The sequence below is a fragment of the Mammaliicoccus sp. L-M44 genome (assembly GCF_022386355.1).
In the GTDB taxonomy this organism is placed as follows: domain Bacteria; phylum Bacillota; class Bacilli; order Staphylococcales; family Staphylococcaceae; genus Mammaliicoccus; species Mammaliicoccus sciuri_A.
In genome coordinates, this window is record NZ_JAJNIU010000008.1 from 26,734 (window position 1) to 52,671 (window position 25,938).

Here is a 25,938-nt window from a genome sequence, read left to right on the forward strand (position 1 = left end):
GTTTAGCGATTGCTTTTAACTAATAATTATTCTTGAGATTCATCTGGTAAGTTTTCTTTCATTTTTTTATTAATTTTCTTCGCGCGTTTGAAATAAATACCTTCAAAGTAGCTTGTTGTACCTAATTTATAGAATACTAGTGCAACAACTGCAATGACGATGAAATCATATGGGTAGTGGATCCAATTAAGTCCGTTAAATTCTTTACTTCCGATAAATGATAAGAAAGCAAGAATGATAAGGTATGCGATGATCCAAATACTACCACCGATTTGTTTTTTAGTATTTGTCCAATTTGTCTTATATTCATAGAAGAAGTAAATTGGTAAACCTAAAATGATAATAAGTATAACTTGTGCTGTTGTTGGCCACATAGCCCAATATATTGCGAGTGATGCAACAACGAATGAAAATGGCGCCATAAAGCCAAGCATTTTCGCACGGAATGGTCTATGCATATTCGGTGCCATTTTTCTTAATGAAATAACAGTTGTTGGACCAGTTAAATATGCAACAAGTGTTGCTGTAGAGATAACACTTGCTAATACTGCCCAATCTCTAAATAATGAAACCATGATCATACTGACAATAGCGTTAAATACAATTGCGACACGTGGAATGTTGTATTTTTCGTTCATAGAACCTAAGAATTTAGGAATATGACCATTTTTCTCCATTGCACGTAATACACGACCAGTAATCGCTACGAATGAAACACCTGTACCAAATGGTGATACAACGGCTTCTAAATATAATAGAATAGCTAACCAGTTTAATCCTAATATGATGGCTAAGTTAGCAAATGGTGAGTCGAAATTAATACCGCTCCAACCACCACTTTCAGAAAGCATGTCTGCTGGCATAGATGTAATAAATGTACTTTGTAAAATAATATATAATGCAGCACTTAAAGAAAGTGAAATTAATATACCTTTATATATATTCTTTTCAGGATTTTGAATTTCAGATCCCATATTAATAATTGTTTGGAATGCATTAAATGAGAATATAATACCAGACGCTGTAGTAGCAGCAAATATTGGTGCACTACCATACGGCATAAATTCTCCTATTGATGAACCATAGTTTCCTGTATCAAATCCAGAAATAATTAACATAATAATCGTTACAAGTGGCACTCCTAATTTAAAGAATGATATTAAACTTGTAAATGATGTTAATAGTTTAACTGACCAATAATTTAATAATGAGAAAATAATAATGATAATAAATACTGCAAATAATCCAATATTACTAATTGAACCATCATGCATAAGTTGGCTAGTAGGTTTAGCCCAATCCCATGGCCAAGAGCTGATGTATTGAACAGCTGATACAGCCTCGATAGGGATAATCGTTACTAATGATACCCAGTTAGCCCATGATGCTATGAAACCAAGCAGTGAACCATGTGTATACTGCGCGTAGTTACTCATACCACCAGATTGTGGGAACATTGTTCCAATTTCAATATAGTTATAAGCTATCGATCCTATAACAATAAAGCCTATTACCCAAGATATAATTGCGGCAGGACCTGCAATTGATGATGCTTCCCATGCCCCAAATAACCATCCAGAACCGATTAAAGAACCAAGTCCTAATAGTACGAGTTGGGTCAAGTTAATTTTTTTGTTTTCGTTATGATTACTCATCCAATCTCCCATTCTAATTTTTTAATCAATTTTTGTTTGTTTTTATTGTTAAATTTAAAGCACGGGACAATATTATACGCTTATAAAATTAATAGTCAAATTCCGTTGTAAATATCGAGCGTTTTCAAATCGCTGTACACACCAGTTTTATAGGAATGAAAGGTTTTTAGAGTTCCGGCAGTCTGACCGGCTATAAAGTAAATTAATTAGTATTTTTAAGTTGCTTGTGACGCTACGTCATAAAATAGAATATAAGTATAAAAACCAATAATACAAGGAGTGGTTAGTATGAAAATGACTACAGGCGAAGTAGCTAAGAGATGTCATGTAACAGTTCGGACAGTACAGTATTACGATAAGAAAGGCATTGTCAGCCCAAGTGAAACATCTGAGAATAATAGAAGATTATATACAGAAGCGGATTTAAATCAATTAAAGATTGTATTGATTTTGAAAGATATGAATTTTTCTTTGAAAGAAATTAAAGAATTGTTGAAATCAAATGAGTCTATCAACACACTCAATGTACTGTTAAGTGAAAAAATCATTGAACTAGAGGAAAATATTCGAAACGAAAGTGACCAACTGAGACAAATTCAATTTATTAGAAAGAATATAAGTGAAGAAAGTGAATATCCAGTATCTAATATCTTAAATTTACAAAATAAATCTAAAAAGCATCAACTAATGAAAAAATTCCGAAGCAAATTTATGTTAGTATCTATGATTGTCGGCATTGGTCAATATACAAGCATTGCCATGGCGATAACACAGAAAAAATGGAAACCAGTTATCATCGTTTATCCATTCGTACTATTGTATGCAGTATTTGCTGTTAAAAAATACTATGCTGTTGTAAGTTACTTATGTCCAAATTGCCAAAATGAATTTAAACCGATCTTCTCAGAATGGTTCAAATCTAATCATACGTATCAAACAAGAAAGCTATTATGTCCTCATTGTAATGTAGAAAGTTTTTGTATCGAGACACATGAATAATGAAAAAGAGCGAGATAGAACGCTGTGGAATCAGAATTCTATCTCGCTTATTTTAATATGAATTTATCAATTATTGAGGTATAACACCAATTTCCATATGAACTAAATAACCATCTTTATCAAAAGAGGCGAGGTAATGTTGATTTAAAGTACCATATTTTAAATATTGGTCTCCTTCATCAACTAGCATCGTTGCTTCGTGTGCTTTTTTAAATTCAGACTTTGTAACAACACCAGATTTAACATCAAACATGATTGTACCAACTTTACCATTGTCGTCTTTTAATATTGTCGTGTCATAGACTTTAGATGAATGACCACCAGTGCCTGTTTTAGCATCATATTCCGTTTGGTAACCATTAATCGTTACATTATCTGCATAAAGTGCTTCTACAAAATCATAATCTAATACAAAGGACGGGTTATTATATGTGTAGCCATCATAGTTATACCAAGGTGTTGTTTCTGACTCTGAATTTGCTGCAATAGCTTGATCAGAATTTTCGACAGCTGACACACCAAGTAATAAACTCGTCGATAACGCAGTCGTACCAATTAACTGATAAACTTTCTTCAATGTCTCCACTCCCTTTAATAGATATAACAATCCTTTGGCTAAGTGACAAAAAAAGTTTGTAATATTACACTACCCGGTATAAAAGAAGATAATCAAATCGTGAAGAAGGTGGGTTTGTTATTTAGAATGAGGCAAGATGTTAGTTAAAGGTGGAGTAAACACACGAGATTGAGAAACATGTGAGTTAAAGAAGTAGTAAAATCACAAGTTCATCCAAGATATTCCTAAATTCCAAATTATCCCACCAACTCACATATCTTATTGCCATTATCACCACCATCCAATCCAATACCACTCATTCATCAGTGTAAAATTTTAAATTGACTAATCTTGAGTACGATGATAGGATTAATAAAAATAATAAAAGACTCTTATCAAGAGTGGCTGAGGGATGTGCCCTATGAAGCCCAGCAACCTTCTATTTGGAAAGGTGCTAATTCACATAAAGTTTGTCTAAACTTTTGAAGATGAGAGGAGGTTTATCTAACTTTCTCTAATTTTTTAGAGGAAGTTTTTTTATTTTTAATTTTATATCGGAAAGAGGCGTGTATACATATGAGTAAATTCGTAAAGTTTGTTAGTTTTATCGGTATTATTTTATTATTAGCTGCGTGTGGAAAGTCTAGTGGAAGTGAAAATACAAAGATTACGGTTGCTGCTTCTCCGGCTCCGCATGGTGATGTCGTTGAACATGCGAAAGAAAAAATGAAAGAAAAAGGTTATGACTTAGAAGTTAAAACAGTGAATGATTATAAAGTACCTAACAAATTATTAGATAAAGGTGATGTTGATGCAAATCTATTTCAACATGTGCCTTATTTAAAAGCTGAAAAAGCAACACATGGATATAAAATTGAAGAGGTAGGAAAAGTTTTCACAACGCCAATGGGTGTTTATAGTAAAAAACATAAAGATTTGAAACACTTACCAGATGGCGGAACAATATACGTGTCTAACAACCCAGCTGAAGAAGGAAGATTTTTATCATTCTTTGTTAATGAAGGATTGATCAAAATAGATCCAAAAGTGAAAATTGAAGATGCCAAATTTGATGATATTATAGAAAATAAAAAGAATTTGAACTTTAATAATAAACAAGGTGCAGAATTTTTACCTAAGACATATAACAGTGGTGAAGGCGATTTAGTCATTATGAATTCAAACTATGCAATTGATAACGGACTGAATCCAGTGAAAGATTCGATAGCTATTGAAGATAAGTCATCACCATTTGCGAATATATTAGCTGTAAAAGAAGGACATAAAAATGATAAGAAATTCCAAGAACTTCTGAAAGTACTACAGTCTAAAGAAATGAAGAAATATATTAAAGATGAATATGGCGATAATGTTATCCCATATGAAAAGTAATAATACAATGAACCCAGGCATATGTCTGGGTTTTAATATTATATATTTGTGTATTTATTCACAATTAAATAATATTATAAATCTTTAAAATTTATGTTGTAAGCGTTTCCTGTTTGTGCTATATTCAACTTATTAATAAATAGAGTCATCATATGACCACATGAATTAGAAGGGAAATTAATTAAGAAAGTTGGATATTTATGAAAGAAAAAAGAACTAATATAAGATGGTTTTTTGCAATTGCATTCTTTATTATAGGGATTATCGCATATATGGATCGTTCAAACATCTCTATTATCGCCGGACCTATGATGGAAGATTTAAATATGAACAAAGCTCAATTCGGGCTTTTAGCTTCATTCTTCTCACTTGGTTATGCATTAATGCAAGTACCTTCAGGGATATTAGCTGAAAAGTTTGGTCCTAAGAAAATGTTAACAATCGCATTATTATGGTGGAGTGCTTTCACAATTCTTACAGGTATTGTGAAAAATCATGGTTTACTATACTTAGTACGTTTCTTATTTGGTGTAGGTGAAGCGCCTATGTACCCATCAAATGCTGTATTTAATAGTTACTGGTTTAATAAGAATGAAAAAGGTCGTGCATCTTCTGCATTATTAGCAGGTTCATACTTCGGTCCAGTAATCGCACCAATCGTTACAATCGCAATTATGAACGCGTTTGGTTGGCAAGCAGTATTCTATATTTTCGGTTTAATCGGTATTGTAATTGCGATCTTATGGGTGATTATCGCTAAAGATTTACCAGAACAACATAAAATGGTTAATGAAGCAGAAAAAAGATTTATTATGGAAACACGTGACGTTGTAGATACAGGTAAAACAACTGCACCTTGGAATGTATTCTTCAAACGTTTCAGTTTCTATGCAATTGCAGCACAATATTTCGTTGTACAATTTGTCATCACATTATTCTTAATTTGGTTACCAACTTATATTCACGAAGAATATCATGTAGAATTTAAACAAATGGGCTTTATCGCTGGTGCTCCTTGGTTAGCAATGTTTATATTGATTATGCTAGGTGGTACAATTTCAGATAAGATTTTATCTACAGGTAAATCTAAATTTGTTGCACGTGGTGTAATCGCAATTTCTGGATTTGTAGTATTCTGTATATCACTATACTTTGCGTTAGCTACAGATAATTTATATATGAATATTTTCTGGTTATCTTTATGTCTTGGTGGTGTAGGTTTATCAATGGGTATGAGCTGGGCAACTGCTACAGATTTAGGACGTAACTTCTCTGGTACAGTTTCAGGTTGGATGAACTTATGGGGCAATATTGGTGCATTATTAAGTCCAATTTTAGCTGGTTTATTAGCAGATAAAATTGGTTGGACAATGACACTACAATTAATGATGGTTCCAGTAGCATTCGCAATCATCATGTGGTTCTTTATTAAACCTGACAATCCTTTAGTAAAAGAAGAAAATGTATAATATTTTAAGGGTCTAAGGCATGTTATGTGCTTTGGATTCTTTTTTTATAACAAAAAGTTTAGGTTGCCCTAATTAAAATGTTTACAAATTAAATAAATAGGTATATCCTCTTGATATAGAGGTGTTAGACATGGGCAAAAGTTTAGAAGAAATTAATAGTACGGTCTCTTTTGATGCTGAAGCAAATGCTTTTAGAAAGTTCCTAATGTATTTAGGTCCTGGCTTGCTTGTAGCAGTCGGATATATGGATCCGGGTAACTGGATTACTTCTATGTCTGGTGGGGCTCAGTACGGTTATATATTATTATTTGTGATTTTAATATCTAGTTTATCTGCTATGCTGTTACAAAGCATGTGTGCAAGATTAGGTATAGCAAGTGGGATGGATTTAGCACAAGTTACGGAGCATATGACTAATAAATCTTTAGGTGTATTTGCTTGGATTTTAGCTGAATTAGCTATTATGGCAACTGATATTGCTGAAGTAATTGGTAGTGCGATTGCTTTAAATTTACTATTTAACATTCCATTGACTTTAGGGGTAACGATCACAGTATTAGATGTTTTACTTTTACTTTTAATTATTAAACTCGGATTTAGAAAAATAGAAGCAATTGTCGGTGTGCTTATATTTACAGTTCTTATTATCTTTATGTTTGAAGTGTATCTTTCTTCACCGGATGCTAGTTCGTTAATGGCAGGATTTTTACCAAGTTCTGAAATTGTTACGAATAAAGGCGCTTTATATATTGCGTTAGGTATTATTGGTGCAACGATTATGCCACATAACTTATATTTACATTCATCAATCGTTCAGTCTAGAAATTATGAAAGAACAGATAAAGGTAAAAAAAGTGCGATTAAATATGCAACAATCGATTCTAATATTCAATTAACAATTGCGTTTATTATTAACTGTTTATTATTAGTATTAGGCGCAGCATTATTCTTTGGTAGTCATGAAGCTTTAGGAAGATTCTTTGATTTATATGATGCTTTAAGCCACTCTCATGTAGGCGGTGCAATAGGTGGCGCTGTTATGAGTACACTGTTTGCTATAGCATTATTAGCTTCAGGACAAAATTCTACAATAACTGGTACATTATCAGGACAAATTGTTATGGAAGGTTTCTTGAAAATTAAACTTAAACCATGGGTACGTAGAATCATTACAAGAGTTATCGCAGTTATACCAGTATTTCTTTGTTTATGGTTATACGGATCAAGCGATACAAAAATAGAAGATTTATTAATTTTCACACAAGTATTTTTAAGTTTAGCTTTACCATATAGTATTATTCCATTAATTATGGCAACAAGTAATCCAAACATCATGGGTAAACAATTCGTCAATAAAAGATGGGTTAATATTATATCTTGGATACTCGCAGTTGTTCTAAGTGTGCTAAATATCTATTTAATTGTAGAAACAATATCAGAATTTATGTAGTTCATTTAAAGCCAAGGCAATGATTTTATTGCCTTGGCTTTTTTTCTGCGTCTATTAATAATTTGATAGGACCTGTCGAATTAAGTGTGATTAATCTTTGTGCCATTTCATCAGGTGGTGTGTCTAATGCTCTAATGACCCAACCTTGTATCATGCCTGCATATGCTGACGCAACGTATTCAGCGACAATGTCTTTATCTAATATCATGTCATTTTGAACGCCAGTATCTTCAAAAAAGATAATATATCTTTGATGAATATGATTTTTAAGTAAAATATAGAAATTAGGATAGTGTTTGAACATCGTTTGATAGAAATACGCGTTATGGGATATATGGCTAAAGATATTATTAGCGATATAGAATTGTGATTCGCTAATGCTATGATGTTTTAAATAAAATTTATAAGGCTCACCGAATAGTAGTTGAAAGTAACTTGATATCGTATGAGACATTAATACTTCAATTGATGGATAATGTCTATAAAATGTTGAACGATTGATTTCAGCTTCTTCACATAACTTTTTAACTGTTATGGATTGAATGCTCGTTGTATTTAAACATGTTAATAATGCATTCTGAATTTTGTTTCTGGATTGTTTTTGTTTCTTGTCCAAACTGTTCACCTTCTTATGAATGCAACATAATTAGAAAATGTGTTGCTTCTCTCATTTTACACACATTGTTTTTTAAAGTCGAACATTTTTATAATAATAATATGAAAAATATTGGAGGAGAACAAATTGAAACAAGATGCCGAAATGTTGAAAGAAACGTTGTTAAATAATAAACAGAATAGAGTAACTGACGACCACTTTGATTTAAATGCAGCTTTAGAAGAAATTCTTAATTCAGTTGGTTATACGACTGCAGATAGTGGTGGTAACGTTACATTCTATGGTAAAGATCCAGTGTTACCAAGTACATTACGAATTGCTGGATTAGCAGGGTTAGGTTTGGCGGCTAAATCAGTTGCTTTAGCGCATTTATGGCAAGTTCGAGGCGGTAAAGGACAAGACATTCATGTCGATATTAGAAAAGCATTAAAAAGATTATCACCTTTTTACGAACGAAAATGGGAAACATTAAATGGATTTCCTGCAAAAGGTCAAGAAGATCCACATACACCATTTAGATTTAATTTTTATGAAACGAAAGATAATAGATGGGTAATGCCATTAAACCCTTATCCAAATGCTAAAGAACATGTATTGGATTTATTAGATTGTCGTGGAACGAAAGAAGCGGTTACTAAAGCGATAAAACAGTGGAATGGTAAAGAATTAGAAGAAGCGGGTTCTAAAAAAGGTATCGTTATGCCGCTCGTGCGCTCTGTTGAAGAGTTTGTTGAAGAAGAACAGTTTAAATATATTGCAGAAACAGAACTCATTGAAATTAAGAAAATAGGAGAATCTGAACCGATACCATTCACTGAGAACCCAGAACAACCATTAAGTGGTATAAGAGCATTAGGAATGGGACATGTTATAGCAGGAGCAGGACTCGGTAGAGGTTTAGCATTACACGGAGCAGACGTACTCAATGTTTGGCGACCAACTGAGTTAGAAGTAGAAACAATGTATTTAACTTCTAATGTAGGAATGCGTTCAACTTATTTAGATATTACAAATCAACAGTCACATAGAGATAAATTTGATGAATTATTAAGTGATGCAGATATATTCTTCATCAATAAAAGACATGGATTTATGGAAAAATATAATGTGACAGCTGAAGCATTAGCAGAGAAGAAACCAGGTATCATACATGCGTCTGTTAATTTACATGGACATGCTGGACCATGGTCAGATAGAAATGGATTTGATCAGACGGCAGGAAGTGTCACAGGTGTCATGAGTTTAGAAGGAACAGATGAACAACCTGCATTGCCACCGATTGTTGTTGTAAATGATTATGTTATTTCATGGTTGTTAGAACTCGGTACAATTAAAGCATTAGAAAGACGAACAGTAGAAGGCGGTAGTTATAGTGTATCTGTATCATTAAGTAAAGTGTCTGCGTATTTAATGTCTTTAGGTATATTTGATAAAGCATATGCACAAGAAGTAGCAAATAGTAATGAAGAACACCGTGCCGTAGCACCAGAACAATTTGAAGCAGAAACACCACTTGGAACATATGTAGGTGTAACAGATCAAGTAGAAATGAGTGAAACACCAGGACACTACGATACAGTATTGATGGTCAGAGGATCAGATAAACCAGCATGGAAGTAGAAAGTGGTGCTGTTAGGGACAGAATTCGGAGAAGTGTCTCTAAGTGAGCGCCCACCTAATTACCAGAATTCGAAATAATGGAAGTTACAGCGTTCTAACTACCACAATTCGGAATAATGATAGTTAGAGAGTTCTAATTACCAGAATTCAGAATAATGGAAGTTAGCTCAACATAATCACACAAAAAAATAAGCATATCACTTTTCTGAGTTTCTCAGATAAGTGATATGCTTATTCGTTTATTTATAGAGTTCTTTAGCTACGAATAGCTTCTATTCTTTGCTTGCACTTACTTTAATATCTGAAGGTCCGGCTAATAATGGTTTCACACTTTTAATAAATTGTTGGAAGTGCTCGCTATTATTATGTGCTTCTATAGCTTCTTGGTTTTCCCAAATTTCATACATTAAATAAGTATTGTCTGACTCAGTTGATTTGAAGTGTTCGTAACCGATGTTTCCTGTTTCTTGTCTTGATGATGCTACTAAATCTTTAATCAATGCTTCATATTGTTCAACTGCTTGTGCTTGAACTTCAAACTTCGCATTTATGATTAACATAAGATAACCTCTTTCTCTCTATCAATTTGATTTCTATATTTGAATCATGACAGAAAGCGATAGAATTGTAAATTTTGAAATCTTGGAATTGAAAATTTTATTTGGTTCTTAATTTTGAGTGTCTTATTCCATACGTGAAGTACATGATAATTCCTAAAATAAACCATATAATAAATGCTATCCAAGTTGTACGTGTTAAGTTTGTCATCAAATATAAACAGATGATAAAGGATACGATTGGTAATACAGGATATAAAGGTACATTAAAGCCTTCTGATGGTAATGTACGATTTCTTCTTAAGAACAGAACGCCTATTGAAACGGTACAAAATGCAAATAATGTACCGATATTAATTAATGAAGCGAGTTCTGATAAAGGTACAAGACCTGATACGATTCCCATAGATAATGTGAGTATGACAGTATTTTGTACGGGAGTTTGCTTTTGATTCGTTTTAGAGAATACTTTTGGAAGTAAACCATCTCTACTCATTGCGAAAATTAAACGCGTTCCACCATAAGACATGACGAAGATCACTGTTGTCATACCAACGATTGCACCTAGTGACAGGAATCCAGCAATCCAATTTTGATTAATGGACTGTAATGCATAAGCAACTGGCGCGCCGACACCTTCTAAATTTTGATAAGGTACGACACCTGTGAGTACAGCTGAAACAATAATGTATAAAATGGTACAAATCGTTAATGCACCAATAATTCCGATTGGCATGTTCTTTTGAGGATTTTTAACTTCTTCAGCTGCAGACGATACTGCATCAAATCCAATATATGCAAAGAACACCATTGAAGCACCTGTTAACACACCATTGAAACCAAATGGTAAGAACGGACTCCAATTATCAGGTTTAACGTAAAAAATACCTACTATTATAAAGAGTAGGACAACCATTATTTTAACAATAACCATAATATTATTGATGCGCGTAGATTCTTTTACGCCAATAATTAATAATGCGCCAATGATCATAATGATAATAAATGCTGGTAAATCAAAATAATGACCACTAGAAGGGTCATATGAACCAGATAAAGCTTTTACGACATGGATATTCATACCAGATAATAAGTTAACAACATATGAAGACCAGCCACTTGCGACTGCTGCAATTGCTAAGCCATATTCAAGTAATAATGCCCAACCTAATATCCAAGCAATACCTTCACCAAAAACATAATAACTATATGTATAGGCACTACCAGCTTGTGGAATTTTTGATGAAAATTCAGAATAACATAAAGCTGCTAAACCACAGCCGATTGCAGCGATAATAAATGAAAGCATAATTCCAGGTCCGGTTATTGTTGAGGAGATTTCACCAGGCAAGATGAAAATACCACTACCAACAACAGCTCCGACTCCAAGCATGGTTAAATCAAAAGCGCCGAGTGTTTTTTTAAGTTTTTTATTTGATTGAGAAGAAAGGTGTTCTTTCTTCTTGAAAAATTGATTCATGTTGCACCTCCGGCAGACAATTATACAGAGATTTGTCTAAAAATTCTATATGTTTAAATAATTCTATTAGTGTAATTTTGTTTTAAAAAAGGAATTATTATGTATTTAATTTGAAAATTTAGTGAATTATAAATAAAATATGATAAAAGTTATAAAAAAATTAAATTACGAACAGACTGTTTGACTCACTTCATAATCACGTTTAATATTTACAAGCGTAAAGTAAGTAATTACTTTTTATAAATGAGGAGGATAATCCATGAAAAATGAACAAATTGTATTAGCTAAAAGAACTGAAGGTATCCCTCAAGATGATGTATTTCGTTATGAAGAAATAGAAGTGAAAGAACCAAATAATGAAGAAGTATTATTAAAATCAATATATGTTTCTGTAGATCCATACATGAGAGGACGTATGAATGATTCTAAAAGTTATACGCAGTCATATGAATTAGACAAACCATTTAACGGCCATATCGTTGCAGAAGTCATTCAATCAAATGCTTCTGACCTTAAAGAAGGCGATATTGTAACAGGTATTTTACCTTGGCAAAAATATATAACAATTAATGAGAAATATGTTACTAAAATACCATCAACTGAAGTACCGTTATATCTATATTTAAGTGTACTCGGAATGCCTGGTATGACAGCTTATCAAGGACTCTTGAAAATTGGTAAACCTCAAGAAGGTGAAACAGTAGTTGTTTCAGCAGCATCTGGTGCGGTTGGTTCTGTCGTAGGACAAATTGCTAAGCTGAAAGGTGCGCACGTAGTAGGTATTGCAGGCGGATCAGAGAAAGTAAATTACTTAACTGAAACATTAGGCTTTGATGAAGGTATAGATTATAAGAAAGATGACTTTGCTGAAGCATTAGAAAAGGCCGTTCCAAATGGTATAGATGTTTATTTTGAAAATGTTGGTGGTGCACTTTCAGATGAAGTGTTTAAACATTTAAATAAATTTGCGCGTATACCAGTTTGTGGCGCAATTTCTTCATATAACCTTAAAGGCGAAGATATTGGACCACGTATTCAACAAACATTGATTAAAAGCCAAGCATTGATGCAAGGATTCATAGTTGCACAATTTAATGAAGATGTTAAAGAAGCAAGTGAACAGTTAGCACAATGGGTACAAGAAGGGAAAATTAAATCCGAAGTTACAATAGATGAAGGATTTGATCAAATTCCAAATGCATTCCGTAAGTTATTTACAGGCGATAATTTTGGTAAACAAGTTATAAAAGTAGCTGAATAAAAGATTTGAAATCAGTTTAGGGTGAACATGCCCTAAACTGATTTTTTTGTGCGCTCATTTAGACGAGTATAATCTGTCGAAAAATGACAAAAATATCCATTTATTTATTCCTAAAATTTTGATTAGATGGTATAATTTTGAATTAACAAATGATAACGATTATCATTATCGACTTTAAAATACGGGAGAGATGAATATGACAACACAACACGAGCACAACAAGAATCGTTCAACAATCAAGAAGCAACATCATTTTTCTATTAGAAAATTGTCGGGAGGGATAGCTTCTATTGCAATTGGTGCGACTTTATTTTTAGGAGCAGGTCAAACAGCTAATGCAATGGAAGATAAAGTTGATACAGTAAATGAAGCAACGACTGCTACAGACGATAATCAAAGTGAACCAGTCGTGGCAGACGATGCTACAGTTACTGAAAAAGCAGAAGCACCAGCTGCAGAAAATACAGATGATGAAACAGAAAGTAATGACGGTGTAACTGAAGAAGTTCAAGGTTCTGATGCGACTGACTCGTCAGATGTAAATGCAGATGATGCAAAGGCAAATAGCGTATCTGCAGACGACTCAACTGCAGATGATGGAACAAGTTTGGGAGAAGAATCTGAAGCAGCAGAGGAAGAAGAAACTGGAACAGCAGTTACAAATAAAGAGAGAGAATTTTACAATGAAGATGAAACATTAGAATCAGCTGTTGGATCTGACGAAGCGGCAGACAATGCAACAACTGCAGCGACTACTGATAAAAAGGAAAGTGCTGTATCTGAAGAAAACGAAGCACATGACTTTGGATTTATTGTAAAGAAAGAAGCTGAAGATGAAAAATCAGTAATGGATAATTATTTAGAACATCCTTCAAAAGTAAGTCATGAAAATGGAAAAACATATGTGAATTTCACATTATTAAGCCCTGACTGGTGGAAGATGTTTGAATTATATAATGGTGACGAAAAACTTAATATGACAACATTAGAAGAAAATGATGATAAACGTGTTGTTAAAGTTGAAGTACCATCAGGCGTTACAGAACTTACATCAAAAGTACATATCGTTGTACCATTTATTAACTATGACAACAAATATACAACACGCGTTATTTTTGATGAAGCAGTTCCAGAAGCACCTAAAGTAGAAAAAGAAGCTCCAAAAGCGGAAACACCAAAAGACGATTCAACAAAAGAAGAAGCTCCAAAAGCGGAAACACCGAAAGACGACAAAGTAACGGAAGAAAAACCGAAAGAAGAAACACCGAAAGCAGAAACGTCAAAAGAGGAAACACCAAGTGAAGATACAGAAGATCAAGATGAAAATAAAGTTTCTGCAAATAAAGAAGGACAAGACTTCGGTTTCATTGTGAAAAAAGAAAAAGAAGAAGCTAGATTAGTTTCAGATCGTTATTTTGAACATCCTTCAGTAATAAGCCATGAAAATGGAAAAACATTTGTTACCTTTACATTGAAACGTCCTGATTTTTGGAAGAAGTTTGAATTATATAATGGTGATGAAAAACTAAATACTACAATTATAGAAGATACTGAAGAGAAACGTGTTGTTAAGGTTGAAGTACCTACAGGTGTATCAGCACTTACATCTAAATTACATTTATATATCCCTTATGGTGATACCTATGATTACGATATCACAACACGCGTTGTTTTTGATAAAGCTATTCCAGATGGATCTCAAGTAGCTCCAGAGGCACCAAAATCCGATGCAGAGACTCCAAAAGCAGAACCAGATGCACCAAAAGCAGAGCCAGAAAAACCAAAAACAGATGCGGAGGCACCAAAAACAGATACAGAAACACCTAAAGCGGATCAAGAACAAACTTCTAAATTAAGAGAAGATATTAAAAATAAAGAAATCCATAATAAAACAGTTGATGGTGAAAAACGACCAATTAACTTTAAAGTTATTAATCCTAAAGATAATTCAGAAATATTCTATTATGCAGCTATGATTAAAGATCCAGCAAATATTGTTTTTGATGGCGATCAACCTATTTTAGAATTGCATGTAGATGCACCTTCTACATGGTTAGAATTTGACTTATTTGATGGCGATAAAAAATTAGACTACGACGTTGTTTCATATGATACTGAAAATGAAGTAGCAACTATTAGAGTTAAAGTTAATGAAAATACGAAAGAATTAAAAGTAAAAGGAACTGCACTTGCACTAGGTAGTAAGACTGAACATGAGCTTGGTCATATCGTATTTGATAAACCAATTACTAAAGATGCTTCTAATTATGCAACAGCAGATGATTATAAGAAACAAAAAGATAGAGAGAAATATGATAAAGCTATTACTTTAGAAGATAAAGTGCGTGAGCTTGAGAAATTAATCGATAAAGTTTCTGATGATGAAAAACCACAACTTCAAGAAGAATTAAAAGGACTTAAAGATAAATTAGCTAAAGAATTAGAAACTGCGGTTACAGAATTTGAAAAAGCACCAGTTACAAATGTAGACACTTCAAAAGCAAAAGATAGAAACTTTAAAGTTTTACACAGTTCTAAAGAGGATCAATCTCATATGGACTTTGAAGTAGAGCACCCAGCTAAATTAGTTGAATATAATGGTAAGAAGATGTTAGCCGTTACATTAAAACATGATTCAATGTGGAAAGATTTCCAAGTAGAAGGTGAAGATGGATATAAACGTCCTATTACAATTAGTAAAGATAGTGAAAAAGATACAAGAACAATCTTATTCCCTGTTGTAGAAGGTAAAGATTTCTATAATGCAATCATTAAAATTCATTTAATAACACCACATATTGAATATGAAGGATCATACCATGTAAGAATTAAGGACTTAGGAGATGCAGCTGAAACAGCAACACCAGAACCAACACCAAGTACTGAACCAGCACCTGCACCAACGCCAGAACCGAGTCCAGCTCCAGATAATAAACAAGAGCCAACAAAAGATCAGCCATCAACAGCAACACCAGATCAAAAACCAGAACCGGCAAAAGATCAGCCATCAACACCAACACCAGATCAAAAACAAGAACCAACAAAAGATCAACAACCAACAGTTAAACCAGATCAAAAATCAGTTGAGCCAGTAGCAAGCAAAGATAAAGTTGAACCAGCAAAACAAGAAGCAAATAAAGAAAAAGCAGAAACTGAATCAACAAAACAAGAAGCAAGTAAAGAAAAAGCAACAACTGAACAACCAAAAGAACAAGCTAAGAAACAAGAAAATAAAAATGAATTACCAAATACAGGTGAGCTTGATAATACACAATATGCATTATTTGGATCACTTATTGCAGGATTAGGTTCATTATTCTTCATCGGTAGAAGAAAAACAAAAAATAGTAAATAAATATGAGACATAAAAAATAGTAATTCATCATGCCAACAAAGTCACAACTGTGATTTTGTTGGCATTTTTTATAAGCAGTTTTGGTGAGAAGTGCAAATAAGGAGTCCAGTAATTACAATTCTTAGTAGTTTTGTAACTAAGGGGGTCCATAGTAACATTTCGGATGAGTTTTGTAACTAACACCCCCGTTATGAACAAGTTTAGGAAGAAGTGTTCACAACGCTCCCGTTACGAACAAGTTAAGGCAGAAGTGTTCACAACGCCCTCGTTATGAACAAGTTAAGGCAGAAGTGTTCACAACCCGCAACAATCCTCATCACACTCATTCCCCATATCCTTCTTCATTCTCCATATCTTTCTCCTATAAATTCATCTTGTATATTAATGATATGAGGAGGATAATAATGTTTAAATATAGAAAATGAGGTGCATAAATTGTCAGCAAATAAAGCATATAAACAATTACTACTAGGAATGTTATCACTATTTATTGTCATGGCAATTGGGCGATTTTCGTACACACCTATTTTACCTTTTATGCAAAAGGCGACTCATTTAACAAACGAAAATGCTGGTTTACTGGCCACGGTCAATTACTTAGGATATTTAATTGGTGCGATGATTCCGACCTTTTTAATTATTAAAAGTAAAGTGGTAGATTTAAAAATTTATTTATTAATCAATATTATTTCTGTTTTATTGATGGGTGTTACGCAAGGTTTTCTTGTATGGAATATTTTAAGATTCATTGCTGGCATTACTAGTGGTACTGTATTTGTGTTAGCTTCAAATGTTGTGCTCGAGTCTTTAAATAAAGGTGGAAAATCTCATTTATCTGGATTCTTATATAGTGGTGTAGGGATTGGTATCTTTACAAGTAGCATATTTATTCAAATTTATACAGATTATAATACTTGGGCATCAACATGGATTATCTTAGGTATCGCTTCATTGATGCTAGGCTTTATTGTTATATTCTTTATGAAAGAAATTAAAGAACCTGTTAACTTAGAACAAAAGACAATACATATAAATGATCAAAATAGTGCATTATATACAAAATGGTTTATGGTATGTTTCTCAATAGCTTATTTATTAGAAGGTGCAGGATATATTGTCACAGGTACGTTCTTAGTTGCGATTGTTGAATCTATTCCAGATTTAAAAGAATATGCAGCACTTAGTTGGATGTTTGTTGGTATGGCAGCAATACCTTCATGTGTATTATGGTCTATTTTAGGCAATAAAATTGGATTTATTAAAGCGATATATTTAGCGTTCATTCTACAAATTATTGGCGTGATTTTACCAGTGTTTTCGCATAATATTATAAGCTTAATCATAAGTTCATGTCTGTTTGGTGGGACATTCTTAGGATTAACGACTTTATTTATGTCTCGTGGTCAGCTTATGAGTGCTGTCTCAGGAAGAAATTTAGTCGCTTTACTAACATTTATCTATAGTCTCGGACAAGTTGTAGCACCTTACTTTGCAGGTATCCTTATCGGAAGTTCTAATAACTATAATGGCGCATTGATATTTGCCTCTTCATTATTAATACTCGCTCTTGTCGCAATATTTATGAGCATAAGACCGTATCGACCTAAAAGTTAGAGTAGTGCAAATATACATTTTTATAAAGTGTTTACATTTTAAAGAGAATGATTTATAATTAAAACTGGTTATAACCAGTTGGAATAGGAATGATTGAGATGCTAAAAAATACACATTTATATTATCAAGTTTATGCAAAAATTAAAGATAAGATTATTTCAGGTGAATACAAAGAAGGCGACAAGTTACCTTCAGAACGAAAGCTTTGCGATGAATACGAAGTTAGCAGAATAACGATTAGAGAAGCGCTAGATAACTTAGAAGCAGAAAGTTTAATTCAAAGAGAACATGGTAAAGGATCTTTTGTATTAGGTAATCAATATAATCAGAAGATGAATAATCTTTATAGCTTCAAAGATGAAGTTGAAAAAAGCGGCGACAAAGCAAGTACAAAGGTAATAAGTATTCAAAGAGTAAAGCCTAGTATTTATATTCAAGAAAAAATGCAGCTCAAATCATTTCAAGAAGTGTATGAACTTAAAAGGTTAAGATTAGCCAATGATAAACCGTTAGTATTTGAGACTAGTTACTTACCTTTAAAGAATTGCGAAGGGTTGGATCGATTTGATTTTAATGAAGTATCATTATACGAAACATTAAATACGCATTACCAAATTCAAATCAATCATGCCTATGAAACATTAACAGCAAAAAATATAACTAAAGAACAAGCGCAACATTTAGAAAAACATGTTAATGATCCATGTATGTTTATAGAAAGATATAGTTTTGTAAATGATGAGATTATTGAGTACACAGAGAGTGTTGCAAGCGGTAAAGACTATAAGTACACAGTAGACTTAATATAGTCTTTATATATACAAACTGGTTATGACAACATTACCAATATTGGAGGGGAAAGTATTGTTAAACACAACGGACACATATTCGGAGATTAAACAACAACCTGAAATGTGGCAATTAACAGAAGAGATTATTAAAGATATTAAATCAGATTTTGATGAATTTATTAAAGATATAGAGAAAAATGCAACTGGGAAGTTAAAGGTGCTATTTACTGGTGCAGGGTCATCAGCGTATGTCGGAGATATTTTAAGAACAGCAATTGATACGAAACATATGCCTAAGTGGGATTTTGAATCTGTACCAACGACACACTTTGTTACGAGTCCTGAAGCGTATATAGATTCAGAAACGACGTATTTAATTGTGTCATTTGCTAGATCTGGTAATAGTCCTGAAACGAAAGCAACGATTGATTTAGTCGAACAATTATCAGATAACGTACATCATTTATTTATCACAAATAATAAAAGTGGTTATTTAGCAACTGAAGAAAGTTTAAAACATGTTTTTAAAGTGATTCTTCCTAAACAAACAAATGATAAATCATTAGCAATGACATCAAGCTTTTCTTCAATGCTTGTAGCAGGTTATTTATTATTTAATGGATCGATTACGAATGGCTTTTATGATACTGCAGATTCGCTATTTGAATATTTGGAAGAACTAGCAGATCAAACATTACAAAAATCATTTGAAAAAGTATTTTACGTAGGAACTGGTTTGTTAGGTGAACTTACTAAAGAAGTTAGCTTAAAATTAAATGAACTAACAGGCGGTCATGTTGAGATTGCTAGAGAAACGACATTAGGATTTAGACATGGTCCTAAAGCAGGACTAAAGAAAGGGTCTATTTTTATATTGCTTAGAAGTAATGAAACGTATAAACGTGACTATGAAAGTGACTTATTAAATGAAGTGAACAAAGTTAAAGATAAGTACCAGTTGCTTATATTAGATGGTCAATCTTCAGATGAAAGTACACAAATACCGAATATCGAGGATTATAACGACTTTGAAATAGGGCTGATTTACTTAATGTTTGGTCAATTATTAGCAAGCAAAAAATCTGTCGAACTTGGCTTGAATCCTGATAATCCGAGTCCAGATGGCTTTATCAATCGTGTTGTTAAAGGGGTAACAATATATTCATATAGCTAAAGGGTGAGAAGAATGATTTTGACCAATACATTAAATCCATCTATCGATATCAGCTATCAAGTTGAAAGTCTTGAAATTGGGGCGGTGCATAGACCAACGCAAATGATTAAAAATGCTGGCGGTAAAGGTATAAATGTGACGAAAGTTCTGAATGATTTAGGTGCAGACGTGACAGCTACAGGTTATTTAGGTGGAACGAATGGACAATGGATTCAAACACAACTCGAACAAAGAAATATTCAACTTCAATTCATTGATATAGAAGGTAATACAAGACAGTGTATCGCCATTAACGATGGTGAACATCAAACTGAAATTCTCGAAGGTGGTCCAGAAGTATCTGAAGCATCTCAAGCGTTGTATCTTAAACAATTGGCGGATATCGCGCATCAGTACAAAGTTGTAACTATCAGCGGAAGCACACCAAAGTTAATGAATCAGTCAAAGACTGCATATATGATCAAAGTATTAAATCCATTAACGAATACTTACAACATAGTCGATATAGATGGTCAATCGTTAAAAGCAATTTTAGGACAGAGTGCTCATATTCATGCGATAAAACCTAATCAATCAGAATTTGAAGACTTAGTTAATCAAAAGGGGTTAAGTCACCAAGACATTTTCAAGATTCTAAAAACAAATCAGTTATTTAAAGATGTGGATGTATTTGTAACGCTTGGTTCTGAAGGTGCGATTATTAAATTGAAAGAGACGATTTACAAAGCAACTTTACCAAATATAAATGCGGTTAATCCTGTAGGTTCAGGAGATGCTACTGTGGCAGGTATCGCTTATAGTGTGGAGCATGATTTAGATCCTGTAACGACAATTCAAACAGCATTAGCGTGTGGTACTTCAAATGCGATGCAGGCTGCAACGGGAAAAATCATTCAACAAGAAGTGGATGATTTAATCAAAAAAGTGGGAGTGGAGAAATTAGGATGACAAATAAAGATATTAATAAACTCGTCGATGATAAAGGGATATTCGCTGCAATTGCTGTTGACCAAAGAGGGGCACTCAAAAGATTACTTGGTGAACAAGGAACGGATGACAACGTTGCATTATTTAAAAAGCTTGTATCTGAAACACTTTCACCAAGTGGTTCTAGTATTCTATTAGACCCTGAATATGGTAAAGATGGCATACAAGCTAAGGCTAAAGATGCTGGATTAATTTTAGCTTATGAACAAACTGGATACGATAAATCAGTAGTCGGTAGATTACCAAGATTAGTTGAAGGTTTATCTGTTAAACAATTAAAAGAGATGGGTGCTGACGGTATTAAATTACTCATCTATTATGACGTCGATGAGCCGGATGATATTAATGATGTAAAGAAAGATTTAGTGCAACAAGTTGGACAAGAAACGGTCGAAGAGAATATTCCATTTCTATTAGAAATCTTAACTTATGATGATCAAATAGGTGATGAAAAAGGTCAATCCTATGCTAAAGTTAGACCACATAAAGTGATAGAGGCGATGAAAGCTTTTAGTGATAAAAAATATAACGTCGATGTACTTAAAGTTGAAACACCCGTTAATATGAACTATGTCGAAGGTTTTACAGAAGATTATGTCTTTAGTAAAGATGAAGCGGCATCATATTTTAAAGAACAAGACAGTGCAACTTCAATACCTTACATATATTTAAGTGGGGGCTTAACTTCACAACAATTTAAAGATACACTTGTCTTTGCACATGAAAGTGGTGCGCATTTCAATGGTGTATTATGCGGACGTGCAACATGGCAAGGTGGAACTGTTGTACTCAAAGAGCAAGGTCAAGAAGCTGCTAAAGAATGGTTAAACAGTGAAGGCATTCATAATTTAAAAACGCTCAATGACATCATACAGAAGACAGCAACTCCAATAAGATAAACAAAGAACAGGTGGTGAAAAGATGCATAAATTTGAAATTGACACTGATTTCTTATTAGACGATAAACCTATTCAAATATTGTCTGGTGCCATTCATTATTTTAGAGTACCTAAAGATGACTGGTATCATTCGTTATACAATTTGAAAGCACTCGGTTTTAATACAGTTGAAACCTATATTCCGTGGAATTATCACGAACCTCGGGAAGAACACTTTGAATTTAGTGGCGAAAAAGATATTCAACACTTTATTCAATTGGCTGAAGAATTAGGTCTTTACGTAATTATAAGACCATCTCCATTTATATGTGCAGAATGGGAGTTTGGTGGTTTACCTTCATGGTTGCTCAATTACAAAGACATGAGAATTCGTTCGTCAGACCAACGATTTATCGATAAAGTAGACCGATATTATACACAATTATTTAAAATTTTAAAGCCGTTACAAATTGATCATAATGGACCGATTATCATGATGCAGATTGAAAATGAATATGGCTCATTCGGTGAAGATAAATCATATTTAAATATGATTAAAGATTTAATGATTAAACATGGTACAACAGTGCCACTATTTACATCTGATGGTGGATGGGCACAAACTTTGAGAGCGGGCAGTATGGCAGAAGAGAATATTTTACCAACCGCAAACTTTGGATCTAAGACGGATTTAAACTTTCAAAATTTAAAATCATTCCATGAAGAATTTCAGAAAAAATGGCCACTCATGTGTATGGAATTTTGGGATGGTTGGTTTAATAGATGGGGCGATGACATTATTAAACGAGAAAGTGATGATTTAGTTGCCGAAGTAAGAACTGCCGTTCAACAAGGACATATCAATTTATACATGTTTCATGGTGGTACGAATTATGGATTTTGGAACGGTTGCTCAGCTAGAGGTACGGTAGACTTACCTCAAATCACTTCTTATGACTATGATGCACCGCTTAATGAAATGGGCAATCCGACTCAAAAGTATTATGATTTGCAGAAAATGCTTAAAGAAGAAATACCACATATCGAGCAATCAGCACCTTTAATAAAAGATTTTATTGAATTGGATCACATTCAACTACAAGATAAAGTCAGTTTGTTTAATGTTCTAGATGAAATATCGTACAAGACGACTTCTAAATACCCAGAGACGATGGAAGAAGCGGGTGATGGACTTGGTTACATGCTTTATCATACGAAAATACACAAAGATTCACCATTTGAAAAATTTAGAATTGTTGATGCACGAGATAGAGTAAAGATGTATATAGATGGTAAACATGTTTATACGGCTTATCAACAAGAAATCGGCGATGCTTTTGAAGTTGAGTTACATTCAGAAGAACCTCAAATCGATATACTCGTTGAAAATATGGGGCGTGTCAATTATGGATATAAATTGCTTGCGAGTACACAAAGAAAAGGTTTAGGACAAGGTTTAATGCAAGATTTGCACTTTGTTCAAGACTATGAACAATTCCATATTCAATTAGAGCAACTAAACAAGGAGCATTTTGAAAAGGAATGGATTGAAGGGACACCTGCATTTTACAGGTATGTGTTTACGTTAAATGAAGCAAACAATACGCATATTGATGTAAGCGCTTTCTCAAAAGGTGTAGTATTAGTGAATGGCGTGAACATAGGTAGATATTGGAATGTTGGACCAACAGCATCCCTATATATATCAAAAGCACTGCTTCATGAAGGGGAAAACGAAATTATTATTTTTGATACTGAGGGGACATATAACCAAGAAATTAATTTGGTGAAAGAACCTAAATTTATTCAAAAAAAGGGAGAGATTTAAATGACAATTATAGCGAATAGAATTGATGGTAGGCTGATTCACGGGCAAGTAGCAAATTTGTGGACGACAAAACTAGATATTACAAGACTTATGGTTATTGATGATGTTGTTGCTGAAAGTACAGTAGATAAAAGCGGGCTTAAATTAGCAACGCCAGCTGGTGTTAAATTAAGTGTATTACCTGTTAAAAAGGCAGCGGATAATATACTAAATGGTAAATATGACTCTCAAAGATTAATGGTGATTGCCAAAGGACCTGATCAATTTTTAGAACTTGTAAACTATGGTGTAAAAATTGATGAGTTAAATGTTGGTAATATGTCTCAAACAAATGAAACAAGATCAATCAAACGTTCGATTAATGTTACGGATAAAGATATAGAAACATTTAAAGAACTTAACAACAAAGGTATTCGAATTATTTCGCAAATGGTTCCAAATGATAATAGTGAAGATTTCATGTCATTGATTAAATAATATTTAAACAAAAAGGGGTTTTTAATTATGGAAATATTATGGTGGCAAGTTCTGCTTTTAACATTATATGCGGGTTATCAAATATGGGATGAGCTTCATCTTTATTCTTCAATAAGCCAACCCGTATTCGCAGGTTTAATTGCAGGGTTAATAATGGGAGATGTAACAACTGGTTTAATTATCGGTGGTAGCATGCAGTTAACAATTTTAGGGGTTGGTACATTCGGAGGTGCATCAAGAATTGATGCGAACTCAGGTACAATTTTAGCGGTAGCTTTCTCAGTTGCATTAGGTATGCAGCCGACTCAAGCAATTGCTACATTAGCCGTACCTGTTGCGAGTTTGATGATTCAAACAGATATTCTAGCTCGATTTACAAATACATTCTTTGCACATCGTATAGACGCTAAAATCGAACAAATGGATTATAAAGGAATTGAACGTTATTATATTGCAGGTATTATTCCATGGGCATTATCAAGAATGATTCCAGTATTCTTAGCATTAGCATTTGGTGGTTCTGTCGTTAAAACAGTTGTGAATTACTTGAACGCTGACTTAAAGTGGCTTGGAGATGGATTAACAACTGCAGGAGCTGTATTACCAGCAGTCGGTTTTGCAATCTTATTAAGATACTTACCTATTAAGAAACATTATATGTATTTCATTTTAGGATTTGTATTAACAGCGTTATTAGCTACAGTATTTGATGGTATGAGTGGTTTAGGTACAGCTGTATCAGGACTTGATAAGAAATTTGATGCGGTATTCAATCCTCTACCTATGTTAGCCATTGCGTTAATCGGATTTTCATTTGCTGCAATGGAATACAAACGTACTTCTTTAGCAAAACCAGTACAACCTGGAGAAATGAATACTTCTAATTCTCAAAATGATGATGAAGGGGAGATTGAAGATGACGAACTATAATCAAAATGTTGATCCTAAAGAACAAAATGTCACAACAGAAGGTCAGTATAAATTAACTAAAAAAGATTTTAGACAAATTAATAGAAGAAGTTTATTAGGCTTCCAAGCCGGATGGAACTACGAACGTATGCAAGGATCTGGCTATTTATATATTATGCTTCCACAATTACGTAAAATTTATGGTGACGATACACCAGAGCTAAAAGAAATGATGCATACACATGCTCAATTCTTCAATACGAGTAACTTTTTCAACACAATTGTGACGGGTATTGATGTCGCAATGGAAGAACAAGAACAAATTAAATCTAAAGAATCTGTAAGTGGTATGAAAGTAGGTTTAATGGGCCCATTCGCTGCAGTAGGAGACTCTATATTCGGTTCATTAATTCCAACTATATTTGGGGCGTTAGCTGCCAATATGGCGATTAACGGAAATCCTTTTGGTGCTTTTATATGGTTAGCAGCGCAAATTGCCGTTATGGTCTTTAGATGGAAACAATTAGAATTTGCATATAAAGAGGGTATATCTTTAGTAACAACGATGCAACATAAGCTCGAATCATTAACAAATGCCGCTACATTGCTCGGGGTATTTATGGTCGGAGCACTCGTCGCCACGATGGTTAAAGTTCAATTTGCTTGGGAACCAAAAATTGGTGATTTAACGGTTAATATTCAAAATAATGTCGATATGATCTTACCAAAATTATTACCATTAGCAATTGTACTAGGTGTTTATTGGTTATTAGGCAAAAAACATATGAATTCAACACGTGCAATCTTTATCGTTATCATTGTAACGGTTATATTATCTGCATTAGGTGTATTAGCAAAAATTTAATCAAT

At 33.4% G+C, this 25,938-nt stretch carries 21 protein-coding genes and 1 riboswitch; of the genes, 16 read left to right on the forward strand and 5 right to left on the reverse strand.

Going from position 1 to position 25,938, the window contains the following annotated elements; translation table 11 throughout:
* Nucleotides 1–26: 26 nt before the first annotated feature.
* Nucleotides 27–1,655 carry an APC family permease gene (locus tag LQ611_RS06045; RefSeq protein WP_239709455.1) on the reverse strand — a complete coding sequence of 543 codons (1,629 nt, stop codon included), beginning with the start codon at nucleotides 1,653–1,655 and terminating at the stop codon, nucleotides 27–29.
* A 288-nt stretch (nucleotides 1,656–1,943) separates the two neighbouring features.
* On the opposite strand from LQ611_RS06045, the gene LQ611_RS06050 reads away from it, so the two are divergent.
* On the forward strand, nucleotides 1,944–2,654 hold the full coding sequence (locus LQ611_RS06050; protein WP_107590791.1) for a MerR family transcriptional regulator: 711 nt from the start codon (nucleotides 1,944–1,946) through the stop codon (nucleotides 2,652–2,654).
* A gap of 70 nt (nucleotides 2,655–2,724) precedes the next feature.
* Here the strand turns inward: LQ611_RS06050 and isaB are convergent, their stop codons facing one another.
* Nucleotides 2,725–3,231 carry an immunodominant staphylococcal antigen IsaB family protein gene (gene isaB / locus LQ611_RS06055; protein WP_107590790.1) on the reverse strand — a complete coding sequence of 169 codons (507 nt, stop codon included), beginning with the start codon at nucleotides 3,229–3,231 and terminating at the stop codon, nucleotides 2,725–2,727.
* Nucleotides 3,232–3,599: 368 nt separating this feature from the next.
* Nucleotides 3,600–3,705, forward strand: a riboswitch (SAM riboswitch).
* Between the two features lie 81 nt (nucleotides 3,706–3,786).
* Between isaB and LQ611_RS06060 the strand changes: the two genes are divergently transcribed.
* The 3 genes from LQ611_RS06060 (at nucleotide 3,787) to LQ611_RS06070 (ending at nucleotide 7,521) form a co-directional block, all read left to right on the forward strand.
* On the forward strand, nucleotides 3,787–4,602 hold the full coding sequence (locus LQ611_RS06060; protein WP_204172457.1) for a MetQ/NlpA family ABC transporter substrate-binding protein: 816 nt from the start codon (nucleotides 3,787–3,789) through the stop codon (nucleotides 4,600–4,602).
* 200 nt (nucleotides 4,603–4,802) lie between these two features.
* Nucleotides 4,803–6,071 (forward strand): pyruvate MFS transporter, encoded by a 1,269-nt coding sequence (locus tag LQ611_RS06065; protein ID WP_107590789.1) that lies wholly within the window; start codon nucleotides 4,803–4,805, stop codon nucleotides 6,069–6,071.
* Nucleotides 6,072–6,201: 130 nt separating this feature from the next.
* Nucleotides 6,202–7,521, forward strand: coding sequence for an Nramp family divalent metal transporter (locus LQ611_RS06070; protein ID WP_107590788.1), 1,320 nt, complete (start codon nucleotides 6,202–6,204; stop codon nucleotides 7,519–7,521).
* A gap of 25 nt (nucleotides 7,522–7,546) precedes the next feature.
* Here the strand turns inward: LQ611_RS06070 and LQ611_RS06075 are convergent, their stop codons facing one another.
* Nucleotides 7,547–8,137 carry a TetR/AcrR family transcriptional regulator gene (locus LQ611_RS06075; protein ID WP_103361792.1) on the reverse strand — a complete coding sequence of 197 codons (591 nt, stop codon included), beginning with the start codon at nucleotides 8,135–8,137 and terminating at the stop codon, nucleotides 7,547–7,549.
* Nucleotides 8,138–8,263: 126 nt separating this feature from the next.
* Here LQ611_RS06075 and LQ611_RS06080 point away from each other — a divergent pair, with 126 nt between their 5' ends.
* Nucleotides 8,264–9,757 carry a CoA transferase gene (locus LQ611_RS06080; protein ID WP_233695058.1) on the forward strand — a complete coding sequence of 498 codons (1,494 nt, stop codon included), beginning with the start codon at nucleotides 8,264–8,266 and terminating at the stop codon, nucleotides 9,755–9,757.
* Nucleotides 9,758–10,029: 272 nt separating this feature from the next.
* On the opposite strand, the gene LQ611_RS06085 is transcribed toward LQ611_RS06080, so the two are convergent.
* Together LQ611_RS06085 and LQ611_RS06090 are read right to left on the reverse strand one after the other, a co-directional pair.
* Nucleotides 10,030–10,317 carry a putative quinol monooxygenase gene (locus LQ611_RS06085; RefSeq protein WP_037590620.1) on the reverse strand — a complete coding sequence of 96 codons (288 nt, stop codon included), beginning with the start codon at nucleotides 10,315–10,317 and terminating at the stop codon, nucleotides 10,030–10,032.
* Between the two features lie 97 nt (nucleotides 10,318–10,414).
* Entirely contained in the window at nucleotides 10,415–11,794 is a 1,380-nt protein-coding gene (locus tag LQ611_RS06090; RefSeq protein WP_037590619.1) for an amino acid permease, read from the reverse strand.
* Nucleotides 11,795–12,053: 259 nt separating this feature from the next.
* Here LQ611_RS06090 and LQ611_RS06095 point away from each other — a divergent pair, with 259 nt between their 5' ends.
* From LQ611_RS06095 to LQ611_RS06145, 11 genes are all read left to right on the forward strand, one after another.
* Nucleotides 12,054–13,055, forward strand: a complete 1,002-nt coding sequence (locus LQ611_RS06095) for an NADP-dependent oxidoreductase (protein ID WP_107577127.1) — start codon at nucleotides 12,054–12,056, stop codon at nucleotides 13,053–13,055.
* A gap of 196 nt (nucleotides 13,056–13,251) precedes the next feature.
* Nucleotides 13,252–16,410, forward strand: a complete 3,159-nt coding sequence (locus tag LQ611_RS06100; RefSeq protein WP_239709457.1) for an NEAT domain-containing protein — start codon at nucleotides 13,252–13,254, stop codon at nucleotides 16,408–16,410.
* A gap of 435 nt (nucleotides 16,411–16,845) precedes the next feature.
* Nucleotides 16,846–18,024 (forward strand): YbfB/YjiJ family MFS transporter, encoded by a 1,179-nt coding sequence (locus tag LQ611_RS06105; RefSeq protein ID WP_107590786.1) that lies wholly within the window; start codon nucleotides 16,846–16,848, stop codon nucleotides 18,022–18,024.
* 98 nt (nucleotides 18,025–18,122) lie between these two features.
* The gene (locus tag LQ611_RS06110) at nucleotides 18,123–18,833 is read left to right on the forward strand and encodes a GntR family transcriptional regulator (protein ID WP_025906953.1); all 711 of its coding nucleotides are present in this window, start codon (nucleotides 18,123–18,125) and stop codon (nucleotides 18,831–18,833) included.
* A 55-nt stretch (nucleotides 18,834–18,888) separates the two neighbouring features.
* The gene (locus LQ611_RS06115) at nucleotides 18,889–19,989 is read left to right on the forward strand and encodes an SIS domain-containing protein (protein WP_107590785.1); all 1,101 of its coding nucleotides are present in this window, start codon (nucleotides 18,889–18,891) and stop codon (nucleotides 19,987–19,989) included.
* Between the two features lie 12 nt (nucleotides 19,990–20,001).
* Nucleotides 20,002–20,937: a 1-phosphofructokinase family hexose kinase gene (locus tag LQ611_RS06120; protein WP_107590784.1), complete on the forward strand. Its 936-nt coding sequence runs from the start codon at nucleotides 20,002–20,004 to the stop codon at nucleotides 20,935–20,937.
* Nucleotides 20,934–21,875: a tagatose 1,6-diphosphate aldolase gene (locus LQ611_RS06125; protein WP_107590783.1), complete on the forward strand. Its 942-nt coding sequence runs from the start codon at nucleotides 20,934–20,936 to the stop codon at nucleotides 21,873–21,875. The genes LQ611_RS06120 and LQ611_RS06125 overlap by 4 nt, the downstream gene beginning before the upstream one ends.
* Nucleotides 21,876–21,897: 22 nt before the next feature.
* Nucleotides 21,898–23,682 (forward strand): glycoside hydrolase family 35 protein, encoded by a 1,785-nt coding sequence (locus LQ611_RS06130; protein ID WP_239703152.1) that lies wholly within the window; start codon nucleotides 21,898–21,900, stop codon nucleotides 23,680–23,682.
* Nucleotides 23,683–24,159 (forward strand): PTS sugar transporter subunit IIB, encoded by a 477-nt coding sequence (locus LQ611_RS06135; RefSeq protein ID WP_025906948.1) that lies wholly within the window; start codon nucleotides 23,683–23,685, stop codon nucleotides 24,157–24,159. It begins immediately after the preceding gene.
* A gap of 27 nt (nucleotides 24,160–24,186) precedes the next feature.
* Nucleotides 24,187–25,089: a PTS mannose/fructose/sorbose/N-acetylgalactosamine transporter subunit IIC gene (locus LQ611_RS06140; RefSeq protein ID WP_025906947.1), complete on the forward strand. Its 903-nt coding sequence runs from the start codon at nucleotides 24,187–24,189 to the stop codon at nucleotides 25,087–25,089.
* Entirely contained in the window at nucleotides 25,076–25,933 is an 858-nt protein-coding gene (locus LQ611_RS06145; RefSeq protein WP_107590781.1) for a PTS system mannose/fructose/sorbose family transporter subunit IID, read from the forward strand. Before LQ611_RS06140 ends, LQ611_RS06145 begins: the two co-directional genes overlap by 14 nt.
* The last annotated feature ends 5 nt before the right edge of the window (nucleotides 25,934–25,938 follow it).